Below are 23,442 nucleotides of genomic sequence, written 5' to 3' on the forward strand. Positions count from 1 at the left end.
AAAGAGCAGAACAGCAGATATGTCCTATTCTCAATCTCAATGGCAGCAGCAGTTACAAACAGGTCTGGATGAAATGGAAATTTCGCTGGGCAGGGAGGAGCAGCAAAAGCTATTGGATTATCTTGCCCTGTTAGTGAAATGGAACAAAGCCTTCAGCCTTACCGCCATTCGCGATCCTGAAGAGATGGTCTCCCGGCAGTTGCTGGACTCTTTCTCGATTCTAAAACTGGTGAAGGGTAATCATGTGCTGGATATAGGTACCGGACCTGGCTTGCCTGGAATACCTCTGGCTATTGCGCTACCCGAGAAACAATTTACTCTGCTCGATTCCAATGGAAAAAAGACCCGCTTCGTACAGCAGGCAATTACATCACTGGGTTTGAAAAATGCCAATGTCGTTCGCGAAAGAGTTGAGGCGTTTCAGCCTGGAATAGGATACGACACCATTACATCCAGGGCTTTTGCATCTTTGGCAAAAATAGTCCAGCTCACTTCCTATCTTATGGCTGATCTTGGTCGTCTGGTTGCCATGAAGGGTGTGGACCCAGTGGAAGAGAGAGATGAGCTAAAGATGACAGGAATGACGGTTGAGACTGTCAGGCTGTTTGTTCCACAAACCAGTGGAGAACGGCATGCTGTTCTTATCCATAGATCAGAGGCTTCCTAAGTTCAACACATGCGTTTAGAAGATAGTTGTACACGATTATATCCAGAGAGTAGATTTGAGGTAATCGTGTAATATCTTCTGAATACGAATTAGCGATGCAGGAGTGGTAAAGAGTGAGTAACTCATTACAGAGCCAGTTGAAGAAGATGGGGCTAGTAACTGACGCGCAGGCGAACAAAGCGAAAAAAGAACAAAATCCAGGGAGAAAGGGAGAAGAAAAACCGCAAAGCGGTTATTGTCGATAAGAGTAAGCTTCTTGTAGAAGGCGCTGGCAAAAAATGCAGAGAGAGACCGGCATCTGAATTTGTAAAAAATGGAAGAGATCTGAAAAGAAAGCGATCCCAGCTCAGATAATACAGCTGATAGAAATGGCTCTTCCCCTAATAAGAGTGGATAGATTAACGTACCCCCTATGAGAGATAAAGATCTATACGCCCAGATCCTGGGTATCAGAGCCCTTGGCAGGTTAACAGTGTAGAGTTGGCTCTGACAGAGGAGCAGCGAGAAGCGATAGAGAGTGTCTCCATGGTATGTGGCCAGCCTTTATCAATGCCACACGGGAAAGCCTGCCTAGGGCTGAAGAGAAGATTGTCTTTGGTAAATGCTATGTCGCCAAGTACCTCGGTGAGGCGGTAGACAAGGTACGCCGCCAAGAGCACAAAGCGAAGACCCTAAAGGCAGCAAGTATGACTGGCTCTACAGCCCGGAGAATATGACGCGCAGACAGGAATTGCGGTTCAAGGCGCTACGTGACAGCACACTGGAGGCTGCCTGTGCCTGGGCGGTCAAAGAGTTTGCCATGTCATTCTCAAGACACGGGCAAGGAAAGGCTGGGAGCGGTGGTTGTCATGGGCAGTGCGCAGTGGTCTGGAGCCAATCAAGAAGGTGGCAGGAACAATCAAGGATCATCTGTGGGGAATATTGAACGCTGTTATTTTGCCGGCAGAAGGTCTCAACAGCCGGATCAAGATGATCAAGGTGCGTAGCAAGATTTCCGCAACAGAAGCGGGTCTGTTTCGTTTTCTCAACAAGGAGCGGTTTGCCAAGGCAATCTACTTCCACCTTGGAGGGCTAAATCTTTATCCTGAGGGAGTGGTTGGGTGATACTTACTCTCTCGATTAGGGGGAGAGCCATATTATTTAGGAGAGCCCCTAATTCAATATTACCTCAGCATGCTCCTAGAGATTCTTAGCCATGTGCAGGAAATTGTTCAATCTCTGTTGATGAATATCCCCTTTCTTTACCGCTTCGATAAGTGCGCAGCCAGGTTCACGCTGATGACTGCAGTTACTGAATTTACAATGTCCGAGCACCTGATTGAAGTCCCTGAAACCGTATTCCAGTTGTTGCTGGGTCAGCTTGCCCAGTCGAAAGTTGCGTACACCCGGAGAGTCAATTAGTTTTCCACCCTGGGGCAGAATATAAAGGGTGGTGGTAGAGGTGGTGTGTTTGCCCAGCCTTGAGGATTCTGAGAGGCGGCCTATCTGGATGTCGATGTTTGGCAGTAGTGCCATTACTAGGGAGGATTTACCGACACCTGACTGACCCACGAGAACGCTGGTCTCTCTCTGCAAATGCACTATCAATGGATCCAGCCCATGCTTATATTTTGCACTGATCCGGATGATTGGGTAGCCGATAATTGGGTAGTGGCCGAATTTGGCATCAAATGTCTGTTCTGCAGCGGCATCCAGCAGATCCCGCTTATTGAGCGCAATCAGGATTTTGACGCCGATTTTTTCTGCGGCAACCAGATATTGATCCACCAGATAAGTACTGGGTGTGGGTTCGGGAGCCAGAACAATGACCAAGCAGGTGATATTGGCTGCCAGCGCCCTCTCTTCCCCGCTGAAGTTTGGGCGGACCAGTGCTGTTTCCCTTTGCAGCAGTGCAGTGACAACACCTTCGCCCTTGGTCGTTGGTTGCCAGACAACTCTGTCACCACAGACCACCTGTCCAATATTTTGCCGGGAGAGGCAGTGAAAAATGGCTCCGGTGTTATCGGCTACCGCCAGATTCTGCCCATGCCGGGTAATCACCAGACCTTTGCAGGCCTGCTCTATTTCTGTACCGGCGAGTGCCTGTTCTGCTCGCGCTTCCACTTGTTGGCGGCGGCGCTCCTGTATGGCATTTATGCGCTCTTTCTGGCGCTGTGTTAGTCTGCGTTTTGCCATACGAATCAGGTTCGTCTGATCATTTTTTGAAGTGATAAAATTGAATATTCAGATGTTCGGCGACATTTTCCACATCATCATCGAACCAGTTCAGGTCGAGGGCGAGTTCGCAGCGCTGGACCTGAGTGGCGAGTCCTGAACGGCTGGTCACACGGCGGTCGCTGCGTGTATAGAGTTCAGTGCCGTGACAGGCAACGCAGTTTTTATCTACCAGTGCTTTTCCAGACTCAATGTCATACTTCTCAGCCTGGCTGCTACTGGATATAAAAATCATAAGCAGTGGAATTAAAATGAACGGTTTCATATTGGCGCTTCTCTCCATGTTGCTGATTTGCAGCAATATTAGCTGATAAATGAGCCACCCGCACCGATGCCGGCGGATGGCTGTCGTGAAACGCCGAGTAGAGTGGGTCAGGGGTCAGTGTACTGGCGTTCTCTCGATAGAGTTTGGCCAGCGCCCGGATCATAGGTTCTGCACCTGCCTGGCTAACGGCAAAGTCGTCAGCTTCAAACTCATGACGACGGGAGAGCAGCGCCATAACCGGTTGCAGAAACTGGGTAAACACAGGAATTACCAGCATAAACAATAAAATGGCAAGGGCATTTGATTGACCGCTGACACCGAGAGCGCGGCAGAACCAGGGTTGATTTGCCAGCCAGCTCAGCAGAGCAAAGCCCACTAAGGTAAACAGAGTTATCAGTATCAGGTGTTTGAGTACATGGCGTCGTTTGAAGTGTCCCAGTTCATGAGCGAGGACCGCCTCCATCTCATCCCCTTCCAGGCTCTCTGCCAGGGTGTCGAAAAAGACAATCCGCTTGTTTTTGCCAAACCCGGTGAAATAGGCGTTGCCGTGTCCGGACCGTTTAGACCCATCCATAATAAAGATGCCTTTACTGGAAAAGCCACAGCGCTTGAGAAGTCCATTGATCCGTGTTTTCAGTTCACCCTCTTCCAGCGGGGTGAATTTATTAAACAGCGGTGCAATGAGCGTAGGGTAGGTCCAGGTCATCACCAGCATAAAACCGATCAGCACCGCCCATGCGGCGAGCCACCAGAATGCGCCTGCCGATTCCATCAGCGCCAGTACAGCCAAGAGCAGAGGGACGGCCAAAAGCAGCATCAGCATTATCTGTAGCAGTAGATCGAGAATGTATCGCTTCAGTGTGGTTTTATTGAAACCGAACCGCTCCTTCAGTACGAAGGTCTGCCAGAGGGAGAAAGGCAGCTCAAGAGCGCCGGATAGAAGAGACAGGGATAGGATCAGACCAATGCCGGATACCATCTCTCCCAGAGAGGCTTTCTGCCACAGCTGATCCAGCAGCTCAATACCGCCACCCAGGGTCCAGACCAGTAACAGAACGGTGCCATAGATGAGCTTCAGCCTGCCAATTTTGATTTTTGAATCCGTATAGTCTGCGGCCTTTTGATGCTCATCCAGCGGGATTTTTCTGGAGAAAGCTTCAGGCACCTTGTCCCGGTGCATCTGCACGTGGTGTTGATGCCGCTGAAGCAACCAGAGTTGTATCAGCAGTCCGATACCCAGAACGGTGAGGAATAGTGAAGTAAAAATAAACATGGTGAGAGGATACAGGCTTGAAAGGGCATCTGCTAGAATCGGTAAAAATATTTCTCTTGTTAAATTATTGGAGCGGCTATGGCCCAGGACTCAACCAATCTCATCTGGATCGACCTTGAAATGACGGGGCTGGATACCTGGAGCGATAAAATTATCGAGATCGCCACTATTGTCACCGATAGTAGCCTCAATATTCTGGCGGAGGGTCCTACTATGGCCATACATCAACCAGATGATGTGATGGCTGAGATGGATGAGTGGAACACCAAACAACATGGTAAATCAGGTCTGACCGAGCGGGTTAAGCTGAGCAGCTTTGATGTGGTTATGGCGGAAAAGATAACCATTGAGTTTCTGCAGCAGTATGTTCCAGCTGGGGCGTCACCCATGTGTGGCAACAGCATCTGCCAGGACCGCCGTTTTCTTGCCCGCTGGATGCCGGAACTGGAAGAGTTTTTTCACTACCGTAACCTGGATGTCAGTAGCATTAAAGAGCTTGCCAAACGTTGGGCACCAGAAGTGGCCAAAGGGATGGTGAAGAGCGGTAACCATCTGGCACTGGATGATACCCGGGATTCCATTAATGAATTAATTCACTACCGGGATACGTTTTTACGGTTGTCATAACCACTCGGGTAGACTCCTAGGCGAATAGATTCATCAGTGTGACCGGCTCTGCAACCGCTACTGCGCCGCTCTCAGTAAGACGTTGTTGCAGCCGGATTAAGGTGGGTTTTCATCACTCGCGGAAGTTGATCCCGAATCCTTGCTCCTCTCGATCTGCGGCCCTGCGCGGGCTTCTGCCTCCATACTGGCAGCCACCTGTCGGTCATGGGACGATGAGTTTGCCGGTGCGGTGTCCGGCCTGTCTGATGGTTTCAGCCTTTTCCAGCGTTGCCTGTGGATCGCCTGAAATAACGGAGGTATCAATTCTTATTTCACCACCAAAGGCATAGGAGTGGCCGGCAGCTGCGAGATGGGCCTGCTCATGAGCCCGTACCTCACGATCCCTGACCTGGAGCTTTCTCAGCTCAATCGCCTCTTCACTGTTTGGATCGCCCAGCGCCTGCTGTTTTTCAATCGGAAGTTGTGGCTGGTTTTTCTGCCTGAGCAGCGGGTTCAGTTCCATTTTCCACACCCACAGCAGCCCCTTGGGGTCTGTACACTTGGGTGGTGGTAATGGAACTAATCTGCATAACAATCCAAAAATATTGAAAACTGAAGAGCTTACTGTGTCAGATATTTACTGAAGAAATTGGAGTGCTGGTTATAGATAGCTGCATCGTAAGGTAGCAGAAAAAAGGCTAATTGGCCGGTTTATGCTGTGAAATTGCCCAGATTGCGTGTTCCCGCACAGTCTCAGAGGGGTGATCTGCGCGCAGTTGCAGGGCCAGAACAACTTCATCTGTTGTTTCCGCGTTGCCCAGTGCAACTGCGATGTTCCTTAACCAGCGGATATGACCGATACGGCGAATAGGTGAACCTTCCAGACGCCTGAGAAACGCCTCCTCACTCCAGCGAAAAAGCGCGATAAGGGAGGCTGAATCGAGACCGTTCCTCGGGAGGAAATCCGGCTCTTCCGATACCTGGGCAAAACGGTTCCAGGGGCAGGCCATCAGGCAGTCGTCACAACCGTAAATACGGTTGCCCATGAGTGGGCGCAAAGACACTGGTATGGCGCCCTCATGTTCGATCGTCAGATAGGAGATGCAGCGTCGTGCATCCAGCTGATAGGGAGCAATGATGGCATCGGTGGGACAGAGGTCGATACAGGCGGTGCAACGACCGCAGTGATCGGTCTCGGCATTGTCCACCGGCAGTGGCAGATCTGTGTATAGCTCGCCGAGAAAAAACCATGCCCCCTCATTGCGATTGACAATATTACAGTGTTTGCCCGTCCAGCCGAGCCCCGCTTTCCCCGCAAGGGGTTTCTCCAGCACCGGGGCTGAATCGACAAAGGCGCGGTAGCCGAAAGGCCCTGCTGCCTGTTCGATACGCTGGGCCAGCTTCTGTAGCCGGTTGCGCATCAGCTTATGGTAGTCTCGTCCCAGCGCGTAGCGGGAGATAAAAGCGAGCTGAGGATTGTCCAAAACCTCCTGAGGTGAATCATCCGGCGGGAGATAGTTCATGCGGACAGAGATGATTCTCAACGTTCCGGGGACCAATTGGTCGGGTCGGCTGCGTTTCCGGCCATGCCGCGCCATATACTCCATGCTGCCGTGATGTCCCTTGGAGAGCCACCGCTCAAATTGCTCTTCCGCCACAGTGAGGTCGGTATCGGCAATGCCTACCTGTTGAAATCCAAGCGCTTTCCCCCAGGATTTGATATCGGTGGCAAGTGTTGCCAAATCGGTGGATGTCTGTTGCCTGATCATGGCGTGGGACTATAGCATCATGGCCAAGAGAGAGGGATAATCCGAGATTCGGGTAAATTCTCTATAAATATGTGCAGGAGGGTATGGAGAGTTCAGTTCCAAGAGATGCTGTGAATACATCCCTGTACGTTTGAAGGCGGCATCCCCGCCACCAACACTCTTGGAACTGAACTCTCCATACCCTCTCGCAAACATCTGCGCGGTGTTATTGAGAACCTGCAAATTTGCTAATCTGGATCCACATATGACCATACTGATGCCTACCACCGACCAACTCCCCTATGCCCTCTACCGGGCAGAGCAGGTGCGGGAACTGGACCGCATGGCGATAGAAGAGTACGGCATCCCAGGACTGCAGTTGATGGAGCGAGCCGGTGCCGAGGCATTCAATCTGTTGCGGGAATTGTGGCCCGATGCCTGTGATATCACTGTTGTATGTGGAATTGGCAATAATGGGGGGGATGGTTTTATCCTGGCGCGACTGGCCAGTGAGGCGGGGTTGAGTGTACGCGTTCTGCAATTGGGCGATACCGACCGTTTGCGGGGAGATGCACTGGCCAGTGCTGACAGTTTCCGCTCTGTGGGAGGCGAAATGTTCCCCTATCAGGGTTTGCGAAGAAAGATCGATGTGATTGTCGATGGGATATTTGGTACCGGTCTGGAGAGGGAAGTGACCGGAATATGGAAAGAGGCTGTTGATGCGGTCAACCGTCATCCGGCGCCGGTCCTGGCGCTGGATATCCCTTCCGGTATTAATTCAGATACCGGTCAGATGCTGGGTGTTGCCATCAAGGCGGCGGCAACCATCAGCTTTATCGGACTGAAGCAGGGCATGTTTACCGGGGATGGCCCCGAATATTGCGGTAAAGTCTCATACCATGCCCTGGAGGTACCGGCAGCCATCTTTTCCAGTCAGATTATCTCAGCCCGTCGTGCGGACTGGCGGCAACAATCGACACGATTGGCTCCGCGCTCGCGTACGGCACATAAAGGTCACTTTGGTCATCTTCTGGTGATCGGTGGAGACCACGGGTATTCAGGTGCCGCCAGAATGGCGGGAGAGGCTGCGGCCCGGTGCGGTACTGGCCTGGTGAGTATCGCTACCCGTCAGGCTCATGCGGCCATCATGGCCGGTAATCGGCCGGAACTGATGTGTCATGGTGTTGAGAAGGCAGAAACCTTGACACCGTTGCTGTCGCGGGCTTCCGTGATCGCTATCGGCCCGGGTTTGGGGCAGAGCGTATGGTCAATGTCGATGCTGTCGCGGGCAATGGATTCCGGTCTGCCCATGGTGGTGGATGCCGATGGGCTGAATCTGTTGGCCGCAGAGCCGGCCAGACGGGATAACTGGATTCTTACACCTCACCCCGGAGAAGCGGCCCGCCTGCTTGGGTGTTCGGTCAGAGAGATAGAGGAAGATCGCTTTCAGGCAGTGGATGAACTACAAAAACGCTACGGCGGAGTCATTCTGCTGAAGGGTGCCGGTACTCTTATCTCCGATCCATCCAGCCGGCCAGTTACTCTCAGCAGCGATGGCAATCCAGGGATGGCAACCGGCGGTATGGGAGATCTGTTGACCGGTATTGTAGCGGGGCTGCGGGCTCAAGGCTCAGACCAGGAGGAGGCTGCCATTATGGGCGCATCTTTGCACGGGGGGGCTGCTGATCTGGCCGCTGCAGTGGGTGAGCGAGGTATGCTGGCATGCGACCTGATGCCCTGCATCCGCTCACTGCTCAACCCCGGGGCAGCCTCATGATGATTCTGCAGGCAAACAGTGAATCAGAGCAGGAAGCCGTTGGGGCGGCTTTGGCCAAGGCGGTTCCGCCTGCCTGCGTGATCTACCTGGAGGGGGATCTTGGTGCAGGGAAAACCACGCTGGCCAGAGGCTTCATGCGTGGTCTGGGTCACCAGGGTGCAGTAAAGAGTCCTACCTATACACTGATTGAACCTTATGGGCTAAAGGATCGACGCTGTTTTCATTTTGACCTCTATCGCTTGGCTGATCCGGGCGAGCTGGAGTATCTGGGCGTCAGAGATCTGCTGGTGGAGGATGCGGTACTGCTGGTGGAGTGGCCGGATAGAGGTGAAGGTGGGCTGCCACCCGCAGATTTGATCGTTCGGATCAGCTACCGGAAAACGGGAAGAAAACTCCAGCTTCTGGCAATGTCGGAAATTGGCGAGGAATTGATTCAGAAGGTTAAACTTGATCTGCAGTTCTAAAGTTAATGCAAATATATAGATATTTATCCTATCTATCGGATATTACTGGAAAATAAAAATATCACGTGCTATGTTCCGAGGAACTGGATTGAACGGAGTCCTCGTGTAGGTGTGATATGAGAAAAATTACCGCACTACTGCTGATATTGATCTGCCTGCCGCTACATGCACAACAGATCAGGGTCGATAACCTACGCGTTTGGTCGGCCCCTGATCACACCCGACTGGTGTTTGATACCAGTGGTCCGGTCAACCATAAACTCTTTGCCCTGAAAAAGCCGGATCGCTTGGTGATCGACATCAGCAATGCAAAACTCCGGGGAAAACTACCGGCAGCAAACAATAACCCTCTGATCAAGCGTTTACGCAGTGCGGAGCGTAAAGGGGGCGGCTTGCGGGTTGTGCTGGATCTGGAAAAAACCATAAATCCCAAGAGTTTTGTCCTTAACCCAAACAGACAGTATGGCCACCGCTTGGTGGTGGACCTCTACGATTCCTTAGCAACTCAGAGGAAACGTTCGCAAGAAACGATAAAAAGAGCGACCCAAAATAGCTTGAGAGATATTGTTATTGCCATTGATGCTGGCCATGGCGGTGAAGATCCTGGTGCCATAGGGCGCAAAGGTACGCAAGAGAAAACCGTGGTGTTGGCTATTGCCAGAAAACTGGCTGCACTGATTGAGAAAGAGCAGGGCATGAAGCCGGTGATGATTCGCAAGGGTGATTATTATCTTGGACTACGTAAGCGTATGAAGCTTGCCCGCAAGCATCGGGCAGACCTTTTTATCTCCATCCATGCAGACTCTTTTCGTGACCCCAGGGCTAGAGGCGCATCGGTATACACTTTATCGAAGCGGGGAGCATCGAGCGAGGCAGCCCGCTGGTTGGCCGAACGGGAGAACAGTGCAGATGCGATCGGCGGGGTAAAACTTGTTGATAAAGATGATGTGTTGGTATCCGTGCTGCTTGATCTGTCACAGATTGGAACTCGCCTTGCTAGCCACCAAGTGGCTGGCAAGGTTTTGGCAAAACTCAAGGGGATTGGACGTACCCATAAGCGAACCGTGCAGCAGGCAGGTTTTACTGTGTTGAAATCGCCGGATGTTCCTTCATTGCTAATTGAAGCTGCATTCATCTCCAATCCATCGGAAGAGCGTAATCTAAAGAGCTCTAGTCATCAGAAAAAACTGGCAGATGCGATCATGAGTGGTCTCCGCAGCTATTTCCTAACCAGCCCACCGCCCGGTACCCTGTTGGCACAACGGAAGGCCCGTCAACATACCATCAACAGGGGCGATACTCTGGGCGCGATCGCACAGCAGTACCATATCAGTTTGAAGTCGCTGCGTGTGGCTAACAATCTTACCAATGATCGCATCCGGATAGGTCAGGTATTGCGTATCCCAAAGATTTGATCGCATTCAGGTCAATCAAAGATTGTGGGCGGGCATGCGTTTACATTTGGTGATGATACTGCATTACATCCACAGAAAAGAAAAAATAGCATTTCTGCGAGTATCTGATACCGATGTCTTCGGTGCAAAAAAATAGGCCGGCCGCAAGGCCGCTCCGTGCTAATTGGTCAGGATCTGATCAAGGATACATAGTCGTCCCTGAAGTATCAGACTGAGGATCTGGTTCTGAACCTTGTTAGATCTAATTCTCCGCCCATATTACCTGATTTAAGGTGCCCAATAACCGGCTCGATAGTGGTTCGGCGCTTCATCCATTTGCGTTTACGCCGTGCCTCCCGATGCAGCTAGCTGGCCAGATATTTACGGACGGTATTAAGGGAAAGTCCGGTTCTCTCGGCTATCTGCCGAATGCTGATCTTATCGCCGCCTCCTCATTACACTTAATAATGCCACGTCTATCACTTCCTTTGTTCCCTTGTTCCCTTGTTCCCTACTGGCCCTTCAGCAGGTCATGACCTTCTCCTTGAAAACCGTACCGATCTAAATTAGAGAATTCTGGCAAATCCGTTAAGCTGAAAGCAAGAGGACGAGCCATGAAAAAATCGCGGTACACGGAACAACAGCTCGGATTCGCATTGCGTCAGGCAGAAACGGGAATACGGATTTCAGAGGTCTACCGCAAGATGGGAATATCGGACGCGATATTTTACAATTGGAAAAAGAAGTTTGGAGGTTTAGGCATTTCAGAGCGACGGAGTTTACGTCAATTAGAGGACGAAAATCGTCTCTTGTAAAGCAGATGCTTCAGGATGTCGTGTGCGAAAAAAGCGCTGAAGACGGCCAGGGGAGTTTTAGGGATGAATGTTTAAATACCCATTGTTTTTTGTCACTGAAAGATGCGCAAGAAAAGATTGAAAGCTGGCACCATGATTACAATACATTCCGATCCCATACATCACTGGAAAATTTGACGCCGGATATCAGGCCGGTGAGCAGTGGGACTAGTCGCTCCAGCAGCGCGACTGCCGACGGGCCTGCTGCACAATAAAGAAGGGTCTGAACCCCAGTGCCAGGAGGGCTAGTCCAGTGGGGGATAAAGCAGATTTTTTTGGTTCAGAGCGGACTTTTAGCACGGTTTATAAGGTTCTTCGGTATCGGCATGGTGCCTAATGACCGTGAAGCAGCAGTCTTTGATGCTAGTCAAGAGAGGATCTTCTGTGCATTTTTGTCAGGCAAAAAATACGGGCCGAAGCCCGCATTTAATCAATGCCCTGGGGCATCTGACTTTAAAGCAAGATTAAAAAATCTCACTTGGTAGCAGGAGCTGGTGCAGGAGTTGCAGGTGCTGGGTAGCCATAAGGAGCGGCGCCATAGCCATAAGGAGCAGCGCCATAGCCATAAGGAGTAGTGCCATAGCCATAAGGAGCAGCGCCGCCATAGCCACCACGGTTGTAGTAGTCGTTGTATCCACGGCCAGAACCACGAGCATTTCCGTTCATGCCGAAGCTGAAGTCACCAGAGCCGTCGCTCCATCCGTCGCCATAACCGCTGTTGTTGTTGCCCCATCCGTTATTCCAAGGATTACCACCCCACCATGCGGAAGCAGAAGCGGAAGCGGCGAGCATAGCAGCGATAGCAGCAGCTTTTACAATCTTATTCATAATCCTTCTCCAATTATTGTGTTGTTTATCAGAAAAACGCTGATAAGCGATGTTACAGTTGATGCGCTTTCTGGGCTATACAATATTAGTAATTGCTTAATAAGTCAATTACTAATTCTCTCGGTCACCTGTTTTTAGCGAACAAGTAGGGCACTACATCTTCGAAGGTGCTGGCAAAGCGCACTTTTATTTCCTTGCGGATATGTTTCGGTACCTCTTCGAATTCACCTTTATTCTCTTCTGGAAGTATCAGTTCACGAATACCAGCTCTGCGTGCGGCAATCATTTTTTCACGAACGCCACCAATGGGAAAAACATGCCCGGTAAGTGTCAGTTCGCCGGTCATGGCAATATGGCGTATCGGCTGGTTGCGTGCCAGGGAGAGCAGGGCCGAGGCCATGGTGATGCCGGCACTGGGTCCATCTTTCGGTGTTGCTCCTGCCGGAACGTGGAGGTGTATGAAACTTTTTTCAAAGAATTTGGGATCTGCATCGAGGCTTTCTGCATTTGCAACGATGTAACCATAGGCGATCTCTGCCGACTCCTTCATTACATCCCCAAGTTGGCCGGTGAGCTTAAATCCCCTTGTAAAATTGTGTGTTTTTACCGCTTCGATACTGAGGGTAGCGCCACCCATGGAGGTCCAGGCCAAGCCGGTTACTACGCCGGGGCCGCTCAGGTTACGGTCGTCGCGGAAGACAGGACTGCCAAGGTACTCTTTGAAGTCCCCCTCAGTGACATTGATCGGCGGCTTTACGCCATCCAGCATTTTGACGACGACCTTGCGCACGATCTTTCCAATCTGCTTCTCCAAGCGGCGAACCCCGGCATCTCTGGCGTAACCTTCAATAATAGCCCGCATAGGGGCGGCATTGATTTTCAACTGACCCCGTTTCAGCCCTGCCCGCTTGAGTTGGCGGGGCAGCAGGTATTTGCGGGCAATCTGCAGCTTCTCCTGGGCAATGTAGCCAGCCAGGGAGATGGTCTCCATGCGATCAAGCAGCGGGGCAGGGATGGTGTCCAACTGGTTGGCGGTACAGACGAAAAGCGTTTTCGAGAGGTCGAAACGCAGGTCCAGATAGTGATCCAGGAAATCGCTGTTCTGTTCCGGGTCCAGAGCTTCCAGAAGGGCAGAGGCCGGGTCGCCATGATAGGAGGCGCCGATTTTGTCAATCTCATCCAACATGATAACGGGATTTGAACTACCGGCTTCTTTCATCGCCTGAATGAATTTACCCGGCATTGCACCTACATAGGTACGGCGATGGCCCTTGATCTCGGCCTCATCACGCATGCCGCCAACAGAGAAACGGTAAAACTTCCGCCCCAGTGCATTGGCGATAGATTTACCGATAGAAGTTTTACCGACGCCCGGAGGGCCCACCAGCAGAATAATAGAGCCGCTCACCGAGCCTTTCATGATACCTACCGCGAGGAACTCCAGGATTCTTTTCTTTACGTCATCCAGACCGTAGTGATCTTTATCCAGTGCCTCTCGTGCCTGCTTTATATCCAGTTTGTCTGGAGAGTGTTTGCCCCAGGGCAGCAGGCTTATCCAATCTAAATAGTTGCGGGTCAATGCGTATTCAGGAGAGCCGGTCTCCAGAATCGCCATCTTCTCCATCTCCTCTTTCACGCGGTTTTCTGCCTGTTCTGTGAGCGTGAGCGTCTCTAGCCGCTCTGCGAATTTATCCAGTTCTGCCGTGCGGTCATCCTTGGCTAACCCCAACTCTTTCTGGATTGCCTTCAATTGTTCGCGCAAAAAAAATTCCCGCTGCTGAGTATCCATCTTCTCTTCGACAGATTTGCGGATTCCATGTTGTGCATGGGCAATTTCCAGCTCTTTATTGAGCAGGAGCAGCACCTTCTCCATGCGCGGCATCAGCTTGACTGCCTCCAGTATCTCTTGGAGCTGGGTTCGTGTAGCCGTGGTAAGGCTGGCGGCGAAGTCAGCCAGATGGGACGGATCGTCGGGTCCCAGGCGGTCGAGGAACATACGAAGCTCTTCGCCGTAAAGAGGGTTAAGTGGTACCAGCTCTTTAATGGTGTTGATAACAGCCATGGCATAGGCTTTTATCTCATCATTCATTGGCTTGGTATGGTCTCGGAAATAGTGAACCCGGGCTTTGTAGGGTGCTTTGTTGCTGACCATTTTCTCAATCCGGAAACGCTGAAGACATTCCACCAGAACCTGAAGTCGACCCTCAATCATCTGAACCCGGTGAATCCGGCTGGCAGTCCCTATCTGCCGGAATTCACTGGGTTTTGCATCTTCAGATATGGCTGCATCGGTCATCACGATGCCAATGATGTCGTTGCCTTTTTTTCTGGCTTCCGTGATGGTGTCATTCCAGTATTTGGCATCCATCAGCAGCGGCACGGCCTGTCCTGGAAAGAAGGGACGGGTAGTCACCGGCAACAGGTGAATGATTTCGGGCAGCATATTGTCCTGGCGTGCCAAGGCGTGGTCGGTAATGATGTCAATGCTATCTGCGTCGATAAAGTCTTCGTTCATGCGCTTAATACCCGAACAGATTGTAGTGGTGATTTCAGTTTTAAATCAGGTCGATTGGACGCAGCGTTCACAGAGATAAGCAAAGATTGTGTTTCGAAAAACACAGTACACTTCCTCGCGGCCTCAGAACGCCTTAATTGCTATGTTCCGAACTATATCAGGCCGATGAAGCCGTTTTACAAGCGAGATTCGAGAGTTTCACAAAATCTTCCAATGCCAGCCGCTCAGCACGGAGGCAGGGATCAATGCCTGCCTCTTCCATAAGGTGAGTGCCTGCCAATTCGCGGAGACTGTTGCGCAGGGTCTTGCGGCGCTGTGAGAAAGCGGCGGTGATCATCCGGGCAAAAAAGACCTTGTCATCCACCGGGTAAAGCGGCGTCCGGTGCGGGACCAGGCGGACGAAAGATGAGTTCACCTTGGGTGCTGGCTTGAATGCGCCGGGGCCGATATCAAACAGATGTTCAATTTTGCACAAAGCTTGGAGCATGACAGTAAGCCGGCCATAGATTTTACTCCCTGGCTCAGCCGCCATACGATCCACCACCTCCTTCTGAAGCATGAAGTGCATATCATGGACACAGTAGGAGTGTTCCAGCAGATGGAACAGGATGGGTGTCGATATGTTATAAGGTAGATTACCAATAAGCCTCAGTGGCTCATTTTCTGTGGCGAGGCTGCAGAAATCAAATTTCAGTGCATCGGTATTGACGATCTCCAGCTCACCCAAGTCAGCGCACATTTCGGCCAGTGGATGGACCAGGTCGCGATCCAACTCTATGGCGATCAGTTTCTTGTTAAGCGCCAAAAGCTCTTTAGTGATGGCGCCCCGACCGGGGCCGATTTCGACAAGATAGTCTGCTGGCTTTACAGCGATACTCCTTACGATTCTGCTGATGATGGAGGGGTCGTGGAGGAAGTTTTGGCCGAATCGTTTTCTAGCCTTGTGAGTCAATGGATTATCCTTTCTTTTGTCGGAGACTTCAATTAGCTATAAAATTTATAAATTGAAATTACAAAAAAATCAACCAGTTAGGCTATAAATCGGGTGTGATTACAAGTCGCATTGATTTTCGCATTGGTGAAAAATGAGGCTCTTCCCCTAATTCAAGAGGGGAAGCATCATCCAACCACTCCCTCAGGATAAAGATTCAGCCCTCCAAGGTGGAGGTAGATTGCATTGGCAAATCGCTCTTTGTTGCGGAAACCGCTGCTAGGCACCTTGATCATCTTGATTCGGCTGTTGAGACTTTCTGCCGGACCATTACTTACTTTCAAAACAACAGCGTTCAATATTCCCCACAGATGATCCTTGATTGTTCCCGCCACTTTCTTGATTGGCTCCAGGCCACTGCGCACTGCCCATGACAACCACCGCTCCTAGCCTTTCCTTGCCCATGTCTTGCTGGCATAGTGCCAGAGTGACATGGCAAACTCTTTGATCCCCCAGGCGCGGGCAATCTTCAGCGTGCTGTCACGTAGCGCCTTGAACCGCAATTTCGGTCTGCGCATCATGTTCTCCGGGTTGTAGAGCTAGTCATACTGGCGGCCTTTAAGGTCCTCATAGCCATCAGCGCTTTGTGCTCTTGGCGGTGTACTTTGCCCACCGCCTCATCAATACCAATGCGTGTTGGGCTGATCTCTTTTCTACGTGCCAGTCCTCGCTTAACCGCTCGCTGCATAATTCCATCAATGGCATTCCAGCTCAGCCTCATCAATCGGGAGACTGCCGAGATGGACGCCTCTTTCAACCAGTTGATCACCAGTGCCTCAAACATTGCAGTAAATCCATAGCACGGTTCCGCCCAGGAAACTGGCACGGTGCCCACCCCATGTTCTTCACACTTCACTCTGGGCGCATCTGCTACCAAAATAGTTTTGCACTGGCGGGTATCCAGGTGCCGCCAGCGGCGCTTGCGTGAGTCATAGCCCGGTGAGATATCTGCCCACAGGTTGAACAACACTGCTTGGCACCTGCCTCCTGCTCAACCTATACCGTTACCTCTCCCTCTGACAGAGCCAACTCTACACTGCCAAGGGCTCGTGATACTCAGGGTTTGGGCTATCTCTAGTAGGGGAGGCGTTAATCTACCCACTTAATCAGGGGAAGAGCCAATAATATAAAAAGGCCTGCAAAGAATAATTCCACGGGCTTTTAATCTACTAAAATTAGTACCCGCCTTTACGCTTGGTCTCGGGCAGTCCGGCAATCTTGCCCGCTTGTTTGGCTGGGCCTGTTGGGAAAAGGTTGTAGAGTGATTTGGTGTCTACCTTATCCAGGTCAGTCCAGATTTTTTTAAAGTGTTTGACCATGTTGCGTTCATTGGGTTGGTTGCCATTATTGTTGAGGTACTCGTCGCGCAGATAGTTGATTATGTCCCAGCTCTTTTCACTCAGCTCGGCACCTTCTTTTTCGGCCAATTCTTTGGCTACGTGTTCATTCCAGTCTTCCAGATTTACCAGGTAACCATGGTTTGTTAATTCATATGACATTGTGATATCTCCTTCTCGGTAATTTATTTTTTTACTTAACACTTAAATATGCTCGATAGCAAACATGCTAAATTGGGTTTAGGTAAATTGGAATGGCCTAGTGATAGTGAATTTTTTGCCGTGCCCTAAAAAGATTTTTGAGGAATAAACAGACCGCAGCCGAGAGTGCGTCGATTACCCAATCCCTGCTCTTGCAGATAAACGGCATTTTCATAAGAAAGGTTTGCCACCATCAGGCTTCGGGTCAGCAGTGGGCCACCGGGTGTAGCCAGCAGATTCTGTTTGCCACAGAGTATCTTTTTAAATCTCAATCTCATCTTTTTTAGTTCGGATATAGCCCAGGATAGGAATCTCTCTTCTTCCCAGTCGGGGTTGCAGGCAACATAACGCGAATAAAGGATATCGGTGACCCTGAGTTTCCTCTGCCTCGCAGTTTTGATTTCGATTGGGTGTCCATCGATATTGAGGGTCTGCCCGGACAGGGCAGCGGCATCTTCAATGCGGTGCTTTGGCAGCCTGAGAACGAGTGGGGTGCGCCTGGATGGATAGAGCAACTCTTCTGCGCCTTGGGGGCGCTCCCAGCCATTGCCTGAATCTGCGACGTGGATGACGTGCAGGCCGGCCTGAGCTTCGTCGGAAAACCAGGGCAGTAGCCGGTTGATCTCTTCGGCGAGCACCCAGGCATGATCCACCGGCAGGGCGGGGCAGTTTATCTGAAACAGCAGGTCAACCACGTTTTCAGGAACGACGAACTGCTCTCTGTTATTCTCTTCTTGCCAATACATAGTCTATTCTGGAATTTTACTTCGCAGTTGGTCTCGGTCGAACCACCAATCACCCCCTGTCAGGATATCCAGTACTGTGGCCAGGCGTGGCAGGAATTTGCCGGGATTGTCCAACTCCAGCTGCTGGACCCAAAAATCAAAAATTTCCTGGTCTTCCACTTGGCTGTGGGTGCGGGCTACCTGGCCTAGTAATTGGATGGTAAAAAATTGCAGATTTTCCCTCTGCTTATCTTCTGCACGCATATCTGCAATATAGCCTGCAGTTGCGGCGGCCACGGCGGCACCGTCTGATCTGTCCTGACTCTCATCCACCATATGCTGGAGCATAGCAACGCTGAGCTCCGGATCGACGGGAAAGGTGACGCTCAGCCAGATACCGTGTGCCAGTGCCTTGATTGACTCTGGTTTTCCCGTTTGGAACATGATGTCGCAGGATTCCACCGCGTAGAGCCAGAGTTCTTCGGAAATTGCCTGATCAAAATGTGCGTGGGCTAGATCCCAAGCCTCGTCAAATCTGTTTAATTCCAGCAGAGCATAGCATTGCTGGAGAATCAGTGGCAGCTTGGTGTCCAGAGGGGCGCCGGTACCAATTTCATCCAGTTTTTTCCTGAGTTCATCCAGGCGAAGCTCAACCAGCTGACTTGACTGTATAGCATCGTCTGCACACTCGTTACCACCAAGGAATGTTTTTGATTGTAGATATTTCACGGTACTTCCCCCAGGAGCTTGTCCGATCTTAGGTTGAATCTGCTGCGGGAAAGACACTTTGGCTAGATTTCCCGAGCAATTTCGTTAAAAATGATGATGGTTCGCTTTGAATTATGCGAAAAGCCCGGCCAAAATGGCTTTCCCTCGCTACTGCGATCACCTCAGCTCCGCCGGCTCCAAAGTTTCTAGGTAAAGGCTGCTTCCAGCCTGTCTTCCCAATCTTCTGGGGTGTCGGAAAACTGGGGTTTTACGTCAATGCGAAAGAACGTGGTTCCCTGGCGGCGTATTTTGATTAGTTCGATCAACTCCTCGAATGTTTCTACATCCGGGCTCTGGATCATTACCTCACTTAGCAGGAGCATGCTTGTCTACCCCGAGTTGCATGAATTTTTCTGGTGCGGGTGGTTCGATGTTGCCGATCCAATAATACCCAAGTGATCAACTTGGTTTTTATTATTTAACCCCAGAGTTCAGGTTTGATGCAAGTCTGGGATGGAAATATTTTTGATGCAGTGCAATATCCAGTTATGGCGATTTATTAGTTATGCAGGGATTAGCCGATTTTATGTTATTGATATCTAATGGTATTATATTTTAGTTTATTCGATTATTCATATATAACTGAATATAAACATATCCCATTGGAGATATGTTATTTTACCCCTATACCCCCCCATTAGCGGGATATTGTTGACACATAAGGGAACTCTAAAATGCTTTATGAAACTCTGGGACGAGTAATCCCTTATCCTGAACGAAGAGGTTTGCAAATTCAGGGTTTGCGGCGCCCGGGCAGTTGGGTGGCCGCTTGTGACTATCAATTCATAACACCTAATGATAAAGACCAATTGGGAGATTAACTGATGGCAAAACCGATGCACGATACCCCCATGCTTGACCAGTTGGAGAGCGGCCCTTGGCCGAGCTTCATTACCGGTATCAAGCGCCTGGCTGAAAACAATGACATGGCTGTTGATCTGCTGGGTCAGCTGGAAACCTCTTACCAGACCCGCAAGGGCTACTGGAAAGGCGGTACCGTCGGTGTCATCGGTTACGGTGGTGGTGTAATCCCCCGTTTTACCGAACTGAAGGATGATGAGGGCAACCCACTGTTTCCGGCTGCTGCCGAGATGCATACCATCCGCATCATGCCGCCTCCAGGCCTGCACTATGATACCGGTACCCTGCGCAAATTCTGCGATATCTGGGAGAAATACGGTACCGGCCTGATCTGTGCCCACGGCCAGTCCGGCGATATCATGTTCCAGGGTTGCGACTCTGCCAATGTTCAGCCTTTCTTCGATGAAATCAACAAAATTGGCTTTGATATGGGCGGAGCCGGTCCGGCTGTCCGTACCGGTATGTCCTGTGTCGGCGCTGCCCGTTGCGAGCAATCCAACTTCGATGAGGGCCGCACCCTGCGGGCTCTGGTCAACAACGCTCTGGATGATCTGCACCGTCCGGCACTGCCATACAAGATGAAGTACAAAGTTTCCGGCTGCGCCAACGACTGCATGAACGCCATCCACCGTTCCGACTTTGCCGTGATCGGCACTTGGCGTGATGATATGAAGGTCGACCAGAAAGAGGTGAAGAAGTATGTCGCCGATATGGGCCGCAAGAAAATGGTCGATAACGTCATCACCCGTTGCCCGACCAAGGCGCTATCGCTGAATGATGACGACACGCTGGAAGTGGACAATAAAAACTGTGTCCGCTGCATGCACTGTATCAATGTGATGACCAAGGCACTCTCTCCGGGCGACGACAAAGGTGTCAGTATTCTGATCGGCGGCAAGCGCACCCTGAAGATTGGCGATCTGCTGGGCACCGTGATCGTTCCTTTCCACAAGCTGGAGAGCGATGAAGATTTCGAATGGATTGAAGAGCTGGCTACCGAGGTACTGGACTTCTTCGCTGAGAATGCGCTGGAGCACGAGCGTACCGGGGAGATGATCGAGCGCATCGGCCTGCAGAACTTCCTCGAAGGTATCGGCGTGGAGATCGATCCGAACATGATATCCCAGCCTCGTACCAACCCTTATGTCCGTATGGATGAGTGGGATGAAGAGGTGGCCAAGTGGGAAGAGCGTAAAGCCGCTCAGTAACCTTTCTTAAGGTTATATACGCATATCTCCTGCCGGAACCCGGCGGGGGGGTGTGGAACAGAATTTTAGCATTCAATAGAGAATTTGGAGGTAAGCATGGCTGAAGCACCTCGCATGCCCGACGAGATAGGTGTCAGGGATATTCAAGAGTTCCTGCATCCTGTGTTGAAAAAGAACTATGGCGATTGGAAATGGCATGATCGTCCACGCCCAGGTGTCCTGCACCACGTTGCCAATGGCGGCGACGAGGTTTGGACTGTTCGCGCCGGTACCGCACGGCAGATGGATCTTTTCACTATCCGTACCCTGATGGATATTGCCGATGACTTTGCAGAAGGCTATGTCCGCTTCACTATCCGCTCAAACATCGAGTTCATGGTCAGTGAAGAGTCCAAGGTACAGCCGCTGATCGACGAGTTGACCAAGCATGGTTTCCCAATTGGTGGTACCGGTAACTCTGTATCAAACATATCCCACACTCAGGGCTGGTTACACTGTGATATCCCGGGTACTGATGCCTCTGGTGTTGTCAAGGCGCTGATGGATGAGTTGATTCATGAGTTTACCCATGAAGAGATGCCGAACCGCGTTCGTCTTACCTCTTCCTGCTGTCAGATCAACTGCGGCGGCCAAGGTGATATCGCGATCAATATCCAGCACACCAAGCCACCAAAGATTGACCATAATCAGGTTGGTAATGTCTGTGAGCGTCCTACAGTAGTAGCTCGCTGCCCGGTTGCGGCTATTCGCCCTGCGGTGGTCAACGGCAAGCCTTCCCTCGAAGTGGATGAGCGTAAATGCATCTGCTGTGGCGCATGTTTCCCGCCTTGTCCTCCGATGCAGATCAACGATCCAGAGCACTCAAAGTTTGCGATCTGGGTTGGTGGCAAGCACTCCAACGCCCGTTCCAAACCTGCTTTCCATAAGCTGGTTGCATCCGGTGTTCCAAACAATCCGCCGCGCTGGCCAGAGGTGTCTGTGATCGTTAAGCAGATTCTCTTCGCCTATAAGGAAGATGCCAAGGATTGGGAGCGTATCGGTGAGTGGGCTGACCGCATTGGCTGGCCGAGCTTCTTCGAGAAGACCGGACTGCCTTTCACCAAGTACCACATCGATAACTGGCGTGGTGGTCGCGCGAACCTGAATGCTTCCGCACACATCCGCTTCTGATTCAGTGGATCTATAACCTAAGGGATAGCAAATGAAATTTGCGATTCAGATAAATGAAGGGCCGTATCAGCATCAAGCGTCTGATTCTGCCTATATGTTCACCAAGGCCGCCTTGGAGAAGGGACATGAGATTTTTCGTATTTTTTTTTACCATGACGGTGTTGGCAACAGCACCCGCTTGACCACGCCGCCTCAGGATGATCGCAATATCGTTGAGCGCTGGGCAGAACTTGCCGAGAAGTACGAATTGGATATGGTCGTCTGTGTGGCTGCGGCACAGCGTCGTGGTGTGGTGGATGATGGCGAAGCCGAGCGTAACGGCAAAGATGCCACCAATATCCATCCCAGGTTCCGGATTTCCGGTCTGGGGCAGCTGGTTGAAGCCGCTGTCCAGTCCGACCGGCTAATGGTCTTTGGCGATTGAGCGCAGGAGTATTGGATTATGTCTGAAATTAAAAAGTTCCTGTACCTTAACCGTCGCGCTCCCTATGGCACTATCTACGCTTGGGAATCCCTTGAGGTGGTGCTGATTGGTGCTGCTTTCGACCAGGATGTCAGCCTCGCTTTCCTGGATGATGGCGTGTATCAGATCGTCAAAGGTCAGAATACGGCTGAAGTGGGGATGAAGAACTTCTCGCCTACTTATTCTGCACTGGGTGACTATGAAGTAACCAAACTCTATGTGGAGAAGGAGTCTCTGGAAGAGCGTGGTCTCACTATCGATGATTTGATGCCTCTCAAGTGGGAGGATGAGGATGAGGATTGGGCCGAAAAGGATTCAATCCGCCTCGTCAGCCGTGCTGAGTTGGCTAAGATGATGCAAGACCAAGACGTTGTCTTTGGTTTCTGAGGAGTAGGTTGCTGTCATGAGTGAATTGCATACTGTAAATAAATCGCCTTTTGAGAAGAACTCCTTTGACAGCTGTCTTGGGCATGCGCTCGAAGGCAGTGCTGTTCTGCTGTTTGAGGATGGTGTCTATGCTGTTATGAAAGGCACAGTTGTAGAAGAGAAAGTGAAATCTGCCCAGGGTGTGAAGTTTTATGCACTGGGACCTGATATGAAAGCCCGTGGCCTCCCAGAGGAGCGGTTAATTGATGGGGTGGAGGTCGTGGACTATGCCGGGTTTGTCGACCTTGCGGCAGAGTACGGCAAAGTGGTGCCCTGGGTCTGACCCTGATACACAATTTTTTATTCCCTGGATAATTTAGGAGACAATATTATGTCTATTGAAGCAGACGGCAAGACTTTTGAGACTGATGAGGAAGGTTATCTGGTTAACCTCAGTGAGTGGATTCCAACTATCGCTGATGTGATGGCCAAGGAAGACGATCTGGAGCTGACCGATGAGCATTGGGATATCATCACCTTCCTGCGTGAGTACTATGAAGAGTATCAGATTGCTCCTGCCGTACGCGTTCTGACCAAAGCTGTCGGCAAGAAACTGGGCAAAGAGAAAGGTAACAGCAAGTACCTGTACGCGCTGTTTCCCTATGGTCCTGGCAAGCAGGCTTGCCGTTTTGCCGGGTTGCCTAAGCCTACTGGTTGTATCTAAGCCGATCTGAATCACCCGGGAGG

At 51.0% G+C, this 23,442-nt stretch carries 29 protein-coding genes and 2 pseudogenes; 15 read left to right on the top strand and 16 right to left on the bottom strand.

Going from position 1 to position 23,442, the window contains the following annotated elements:
- Positions 1–19: 19 nt before the first annotated feature.
- The 3 genes from rsmG (at position 20) to MN084_RS03970 (ending at position 1,771) form a co-directional block, all read left to right on the top strand.
- Positions 20–667, top strand: a complete 648-nt coding sequence (gene rsmG / locus MN084_RS03960; protein WP_241087128.1) for a 16S rRNA (guanine(527)-N(7))-methyltransferase RsmG — start codon at positions 20–22, stop codon at positions 665–667.
- Between the two features lie 530 nt (positions 668–1,197).
- On the top strand, positions 1,198–1,383 hold the full coding sequence (locus MN084_RS03965) for a transposase (RefSeq protein WP_241087127.1): 186 nt from the start codon (positions 1,198–1,200) through the stop codon (positions 1,381–1,383).
- Between the two features lie 127 nt (positions 1,384–1,510).
- On the top strand, positions 1,511–1,771 hold the full coding sequence (locus MN084_RS03970) for a transposase (RefSeq protein WP_241087126.1): 261 nt from the start codon (positions 1,511–1,513) through the stop codon (positions 1,769–1,771).
- Between the two features lie 75 nt (positions 1,772–1,846).
- Here the strand turns inward: MN084_RS03970 and rsgA are convergent, their stop codons facing one another.
- The 3 genes from rsgA to MN084_RS03985 are packed head-to-tail and all read right to left on the bottom strand — an operon-like array spanning position 1,847 to position 4,419.
- Positions 1,847–2,842, bottom strand: coding sequence for a small ribosomal subunit biogenesis GTPase RsgA (gene rsgA / locus MN084_RS03975; RefSeq protein ID WP_241087125.1), 996 nt, complete (start codon positions 2,840–2,842; stop codon positions 1,847–1,849).
- 19 nt (positions 2,843–2,861) lie between these two features.
- A complete protein-coding gene (locus MN084_RS03980) occupies positions 2,862–3,146 on the bottom strand; it encodes a cytochrome c (RefSeq protein ID WP_330178369.1) in 285 nt (94 codons plus the stop codon).
- Positions 3,097–4,419, bottom strand: coding sequence for a M48 family metallopeptidase (locus MN084_RS03985; RefSeq protein ID WP_241087123.1), 1,323 nt, complete (start codon positions 4,417–4,419; stop codon positions 3,097–3,099). The genes MN084_RS03980 and MN084_RS03985 overlap by 50 nt, the downstream gene beginning before the upstream one ends.
- A gap of 78 nt (positions 4,420–4,497) precedes the next feature.
- Here MN084_RS03985 and orn point away from each other — a divergent pair, with 78 nt between their 5' ends.
- The gene (gene orn / locus MN084_RS03990) at positions 4,498–5,046 is read left to right on the top strand and encodes an oligoribonuclease (RefSeq protein ID WP_241087122.1); all 549 of its coding nucleotides are present in this window, start codon (positions 4,498–4,500) and stop codon (positions 5,044–5,046) included.
- 202 nt (positions 5,047–5,248) lie between these two features.
- Here orn and MN084_RS03995 read toward each other — a convergent pair whose 3' ends face one another.
- On the bottom strand, positions 5,249–5,548 hold the full coding sequence (locus MN084_RS03995; protein ID WP_241087121.1) for a putative metalloprotease CJM1_0395 family protein: 300 nt from the start codon (positions 5,546–5,548) through the stop codon (positions 5,249–5,251).
- A 175-nt stretch (positions 5,549–5,723) separates the two neighbouring features.
- Positions 5,724–6,794 (bottom strand): tRNA epoxyqueuosine(34) reductase QueG, encoded by a 1,071-nt coding sequence (gene queG / locus MN084_RS04000; RefSeq protein ID WP_241087120.1) that lies wholly within the window; start codon positions 6,792–6,794, stop codon positions 5,724–5,726.
- Positions 6,795–7,038: 244 nt separating this feature from the next.
- On the opposite strand from queG, the gene MN084_RS04005 reads away from it, so the two are divergent.
- The 3 genes from MN084_RS04005 to MN084_RS04015 all read left to right on the top strand — a co-directional run bounded on the left by MN084_RS04005 (position 7,039) and on the right by MN084_RS04015 (position 10,429).
- Positions 7,039–8,550 carry an NAD(P)H-hydrate dehydratase gene (locus tag MN084_RS04005; RefSeq protein WP_241087119.1) on the top strand — a complete coding sequence of 504 codons (1,512 nt, stop codon included), beginning with the start codon at positions 7,039–7,041 and terminating at the stop codon, positions 8,548–8,550.
- Entirely contained in the window at positions 8,547–9,014 is a 468-nt protein-coding gene (gene tsaE, locus MN084_RS04010; protein ID WP_241087118.1) for a tRNA (adenosine(37)-N6)-threonylcarbamoyltransferase complex ATPase subunit type 1 TsaE, read from the top strand. Before MN084_RS04005 ends, tsaE begins: the two co-directional genes overlap by 4 nt.
- Positions 9,015–9,130: 116 nt before the next feature.
- Entirely contained in the window at positions 9,131–10,429 is a 1,299-nt protein-coding gene (locus tag MN084_RS04015; protein WP_241087117.1) for an N-acetylmuramoyl-L-alanine amidase, read from the top strand.
- A gap of 353 nt (positions 10,430–10,782) precedes the next feature.
- Here the strand turns inward: MN084_RS04015 and MN084_RS19220 are convergent.
- Positions 10,783–10,891 (bottom strand): annotated as a pseudogene (locus MN084_RS19220) (winged helix-turn-helix transcriptional regulator); the annotation flags it as partial.
- Positions 10,892–11,022: 131 nt separating this feature from the next.
- Here MN084_RS19220 and MN084_RS04020 point away from each other — a divergent pair.
- Positions 11,023–11,220 (top strand): annotated as a pseudogene (locus MN084_RS04020) (transposase); the annotation flags it as partial.
- 8 nt (positions 11,221–11,228) lie between these two features.
- Positions 11,229–11,477, top strand: coding sequence for an integrase core domain-containing protein (locus MN084_RS19225; RefSeq protein WP_445083883.1), 249 nt, complete (start codon positions 11,229–11,231; stop codon positions 11,475–11,477).
- 259 nt (positions 11,478–11,736) lie between these two features.
- On the opposite strand, the gene MN084_RS04025 is transcribed toward MN084_RS19225, so the two are convergent.
- From MN084_RS04025 to MN084_RS04070, 10 genes are all read right to left on the bottom strand, one after another.
- Complete coding sequence (locus tag MN084_RS04025; protein WP_241087116.1) at positions 11,737–12,090, bottom strand: sulfur globule family protein; 354 nt, start codon at positions 12,088–12,090, stop codon at positions 11,737–11,739.
- Positions 12,091–12,214: 124 nt separating this feature from the next.
- Entirely contained in the window at positions 12,215–14,605 is a 2,391-nt protein-coding gene (gene lon, locus MN084_RS04030; RefSeq protein WP_241087115.1) for an endopeptidase La, read from the bottom strand.
- A gap of 157 nt (positions 14,606–14,762) precedes the next feature.
- The gene (gene rsmA, locus MN084_RS04035; protein ID WP_241087114.1) at positions 14,763–15,557 is read right to left on the bottom strand and encodes a 16S rRNA (adenine(1518)-N(6)/adenine(1519)-N(6))-dimethyltransferase RsmA; all 795 of its coding nucleotides are present in this window, start codon (positions 15,555–15,557) and stop codon (positions 14,763–14,765) included.
- Positions 15,558–15,724: 167 nt separating this feature from the next.
- Positions 15,725–15,973: a transposase gene (locus MN084_RS04040; RefSeq protein WP_241087113.1), complete on the bottom strand. Its 249-nt coding sequence runs from the start codon at positions 15,971–15,973 to the stop codon at positions 15,725–15,727.
- A 9-nt stretch (positions 15,974–15,982) separates the two neighbouring features.
- On the bottom strand, positions 15,983–16,117 hold the full coding sequence (locus MN084_RS04045; RefSeq protein ID WP_330178370.1) for a hypothetical protein: 135 nt from the start codon (positions 16,115–16,117) through the stop codon (positions 15,983–15,985).
- Positions 16,114–16,566: a helix-turn-helix domain-containing protein gene (locus MN084_RS04050; RefSeq protein ID WP_241087112.1), complete on the bottom strand. Its 453-nt coding sequence runs from the start codon at positions 16,564–16,566 to the stop codon at positions 16,114–16,116. The genes MN084_RS04045 and MN084_RS04050 overlap by 4 nt, the downstream gene beginning before the upstream one ends.
- A gap of 205 nt (positions 16,567–16,771) precedes the next feature.
- A complete protein-coding gene (locus tag MN084_RS04055; protein ID WP_241087111.1) occupies positions 16,772–17,095 on the bottom strand; it encodes a TusE/DsrC/DsvC family sulfur relay protein in 324 nt (107 codons plus the stop codon).
- A 125-nt stretch (positions 17,096–17,220) separates the two neighbouring features.
- On the bottom strand, positions 17,221–17,880 hold the full coding sequence (gene cas6 / locus MN084_RS04060) for a type I-MYXAN CRISPR-associated protein Cas6/Cmx6 (protein ID WP_241087110.1): 660 nt from the start codon (positions 17,878–17,880) through the stop codon (positions 17,221–17,223).
- Between the two features lie 3 nt (positions 17,881–17,883).
- Complete coding sequence (locus MN084_RS04065; RefSeq protein ID WP_241087109.1) at positions 17,884–18,588, bottom strand: hypothetical protein; 705 nt, start codon at positions 18,586–18,588, stop codon at positions 17,884–17,886.
- Between the two features lie 185 nt (positions 18,589–18,773).
- On the bottom strand, positions 18,774–18,950 hold the full coding sequence (locus MN084_RS04070; protein WP_241087108.1) for a sulfur relay protein DsrC: 177 nt from the start codon (positions 18,948–18,950) through the stop codon (positions 18,774–18,776).
- A gap of 501 nt (positions 18,951–19,451) precedes the next feature.
- Between MN084_RS04070 and dsrA the strand changes: the two genes are divergently transcribed.
- From dsrA to MN084_RS04100, 6 genes are all read left to right on the top strand, one after another.
- The gene (dsrA, locus tag MN084_RS04075) at positions 19,452–20,696 is read left to right on the top strand and encodes a dissimilatory-type sulfite reductase subunit alpha (RefSeq protein WP_241087107.1); all 1,245 of its coding nucleotides are present in this window, start codon (positions 19,452–19,454) and stop codon (positions 20,694–20,696) included.
- Positions 20,697–20,792: 96 nt separating this feature from the next.
- Positions 20,793–21,866 carry a dissimilatory-type sulfite reductase subunit beta gene (gene dsrB / locus MN084_RS04080; protein ID WP_241087106.1) on the top strand — a complete coding sequence of 358 codons (1,074 nt, stop codon included), beginning with the start codon at positions 20,793–20,795 and terminating at the stop codon, positions 21,864–21,866.
- A 31-nt stretch (positions 21,867–21,897) separates the two neighbouring features.
- Complete coding sequence (tusD, locus tag MN084_RS04085; protein ID WP_241087105.1) at positions 21,898–22,290, top strand: sulfurtransferase complex subunit TusD; 393 nt, start codon at positions 21,898–21,900, stop codon at positions 22,288–22,290.
- Positions 22,291–22,308: 18 nt separating this feature from the next.
- Entirely contained in the window at positions 22,309–22,716 is a 408-nt protein-coding gene (tusC, locus tag MN084_RS04090) for a sulfurtransferase complex subunit TusC (RefSeq protein ID WP_241087104.1), read from the top strand.
- Between the two features lie 16 nt (positions 22,717–22,732).
- A complete protein-coding gene (tusB, locus tag MN084_RS04095; protein ID WP_241087103.1) occupies positions 22,733–23,038 on the top strand; it encodes a sulfurtransferase complex subunit TusB in 306 nt (101 codons plus the stop codon).
- A 48-nt stretch (positions 23,039–23,086) separates the two neighbouring features.
- Positions 23,087–23,419 (top strand): TusE/DsrC/DsvC family sulfur relay protein, encoded by a 333-nt coding sequence (locus MN084_RS04100; RefSeq protein ID WP_241087102.1) that lies wholly within the window; start codon positions 23,087–23,089, stop codon positions 23,417–23,419.
- Positions 23,420–23,442: the final 23 nt, after the last annotated feature.

It is taken from the genome of Candidatus Vondammii sp. HM_W22, assembly GCF_022530855.2.
Taxonomy (GTDB): Bacteria; Pseudomonadota; Gammaproteobacteria; order Chromatiales; family Chromatiaceae; genus Vondammii.

What these genes read in the sequence shown, in the direction of transcription:
- rsmG (WP_241087128.1), top strand. Translation starts at nt 20, where the DNA reads ATGTCCTATTCTCAATCTCAATGGCAGCAGCAGTTACAAACAGGTCTG.
- MN084_RS03965 (WP_241087127.1), top strand. Translation starts at nt 1,198, where the DNA reads ATGTGGCCAGCCTTTATCAATGCCACACGGGAAAGCCTGCCTAGGGCT.
- rsgA (WP_241087125.1), bottom strand. Translation starts at nt 2,842, where the DNA reads ATGGCAAAACGCAGACTAACACAGCGCCAGAAAGAGCGCATAAATGCC.
- MN084_RS03980 (WP_330178369.1), bottom strand. Translation starts at nt 3,146, where the DNA reads ATGAAACCGTTCATTTTAATTCCACTGCTTATGATTTTTATATCCAGT.
- MN084_RS03985 (WP_241087123.1), bottom strand. Translation starts at nt 4,419, where the DNA reads ATGTTTATTTTTACTTCACTATTCCTCACCGTTCTGGGTATCGGACTG.
- orn (WP_241087122.1), top strand. Translation starts at nt 4,498, where the DNA reads ATGGCCCAGGACTCAACCAATCTCATCTGGATCGACCTTGAAATGACG.
- MN084_RS03995 (WP_241087121.1), bottom strand. Translation starts at nt 5,548, where the DNA reads ATGGAACTGAACCCGCTGCTCAGGCAGAAAAACCAGCCACAACTTCCG.
- queG (WP_241087120.1), bottom strand. Translation starts at nt 6,794, where the DNA reads ATGATCAGGCAACAGACATCCACCGATTTGGCAACACTTGCCACCGAT.
- MN084_RS04005 (WP_241087119.1), top strand. Translation starts at nt 7,039, where the DNA reads ATGACCATACTGATGCCTACCACCGACCAACTCCCCTATGCCCTCTAC.
- tsaE (WP_241087118.1), top strand. Translation starts at nt 8,547, where the DNA reads ATGATGATTCTGCAGGCAAACAGTGAATCAGAGCAGGAAGCCGTTGGG.
- MN084_RS04015 (WP_241087117.1), top strand. Translation starts at nt 9,131, where the DNA reads ATGAGAAAAATTACCGCACTACTGCTGATATTGATCTGCCTGCCGCTA.
- MN084_RS19225 (WP_445083883.1), top strand. Translation starts at nt 11,229, where the DNA reads ATGCTTCAGGATGTCGTGTGCGAAAAAAGCGCTGAAGACGGCCAGGGG.
- MN084_RS04025 (WP_241087116.1), bottom strand. Translation starts at nt 12,090, where the DNA reads ATGAATAAGATTGTAAAAGCTGCTGCTATCGCTGCTATGCTCGCCGCT.
- lon (WP_241087115.1), bottom strand. Translation starts at nt 14,605, where the DNA reads ATGAACGAAGACTTTATCGACGCAGATAGCATTGACATCATTACCGAC.
- MN084_RS04045 (WP_330178370.1), bottom strand. Translation starts at nt 16,117, where the DNA reads ATGATGCGCAGACCGAAATTGCGGTTCAAGGCGCTACGTGACAGCACG.
- MN084_RS04055 (WP_241087111.1), bottom strand. Translation starts at nt 17,095, where the DNA reads ATGTCATATGAATTAACAAACCATGGTTACCTGGTAAATCTGGAAGAC.
- cas6 (WP_241087110.1), bottom strand. Translation starts at nt 17,880, where the DNA reads ATGTATTGGCAAGAAGAGAATAACAGAGAGCAGTTCGTCGTTCCTGAA.
- MN084_RS04070 (WP_241087108.1), bottom strand. Translation starts at nt 18,950, where the DNA reads ATGCTCCTGCTAAGTGAGGTAATGATCCAGAGCCCGGATGTAGAAACA.
- dsrA (WP_241087107.1), top strand. Translation starts at nt 19,452, where the DNA reads ATGGCAAAACCGATGCACGATACCCCCATGCTTGACCAGTTGGAGAGC.
- dsrB (WP_241087106.1), top strand. Translation starts at nt 20,793, where the DNA reads ATGGCTGAAGCACCTCGCATGCCCGACGAGATAGGTGTCAGGGATATT.
- tusD (WP_241087105.1), top strand. Translation starts at nt 21,898, where the DNA reads ATGAAATTTGCGATTCAGATAAATGAAGGGCCGTATCAGCATCAAGCG.
- tusC (WP_241087104.1), top strand. Translation starts at nt 22,309, where the DNA reads ATGTCTGAAATTAAAAAGTTCCTGTACCTTAACCGTCGCGCTCCCTAT.
- tusB (WP_241087103.1), top strand. Translation starts at nt 22,733, where the DNA reads ATGAGTGAATTGCATACTGTAAATAAATCGCCTTTTGAGAAGAACTCC.
- MN084_RS04100 (WP_241087102.1), top strand. Translation starts at nt 23,087, where the DNA reads ATGTCTATTGAAGCAGACGGCAAGACTTTTGAGACTGATGAGGAAGGT.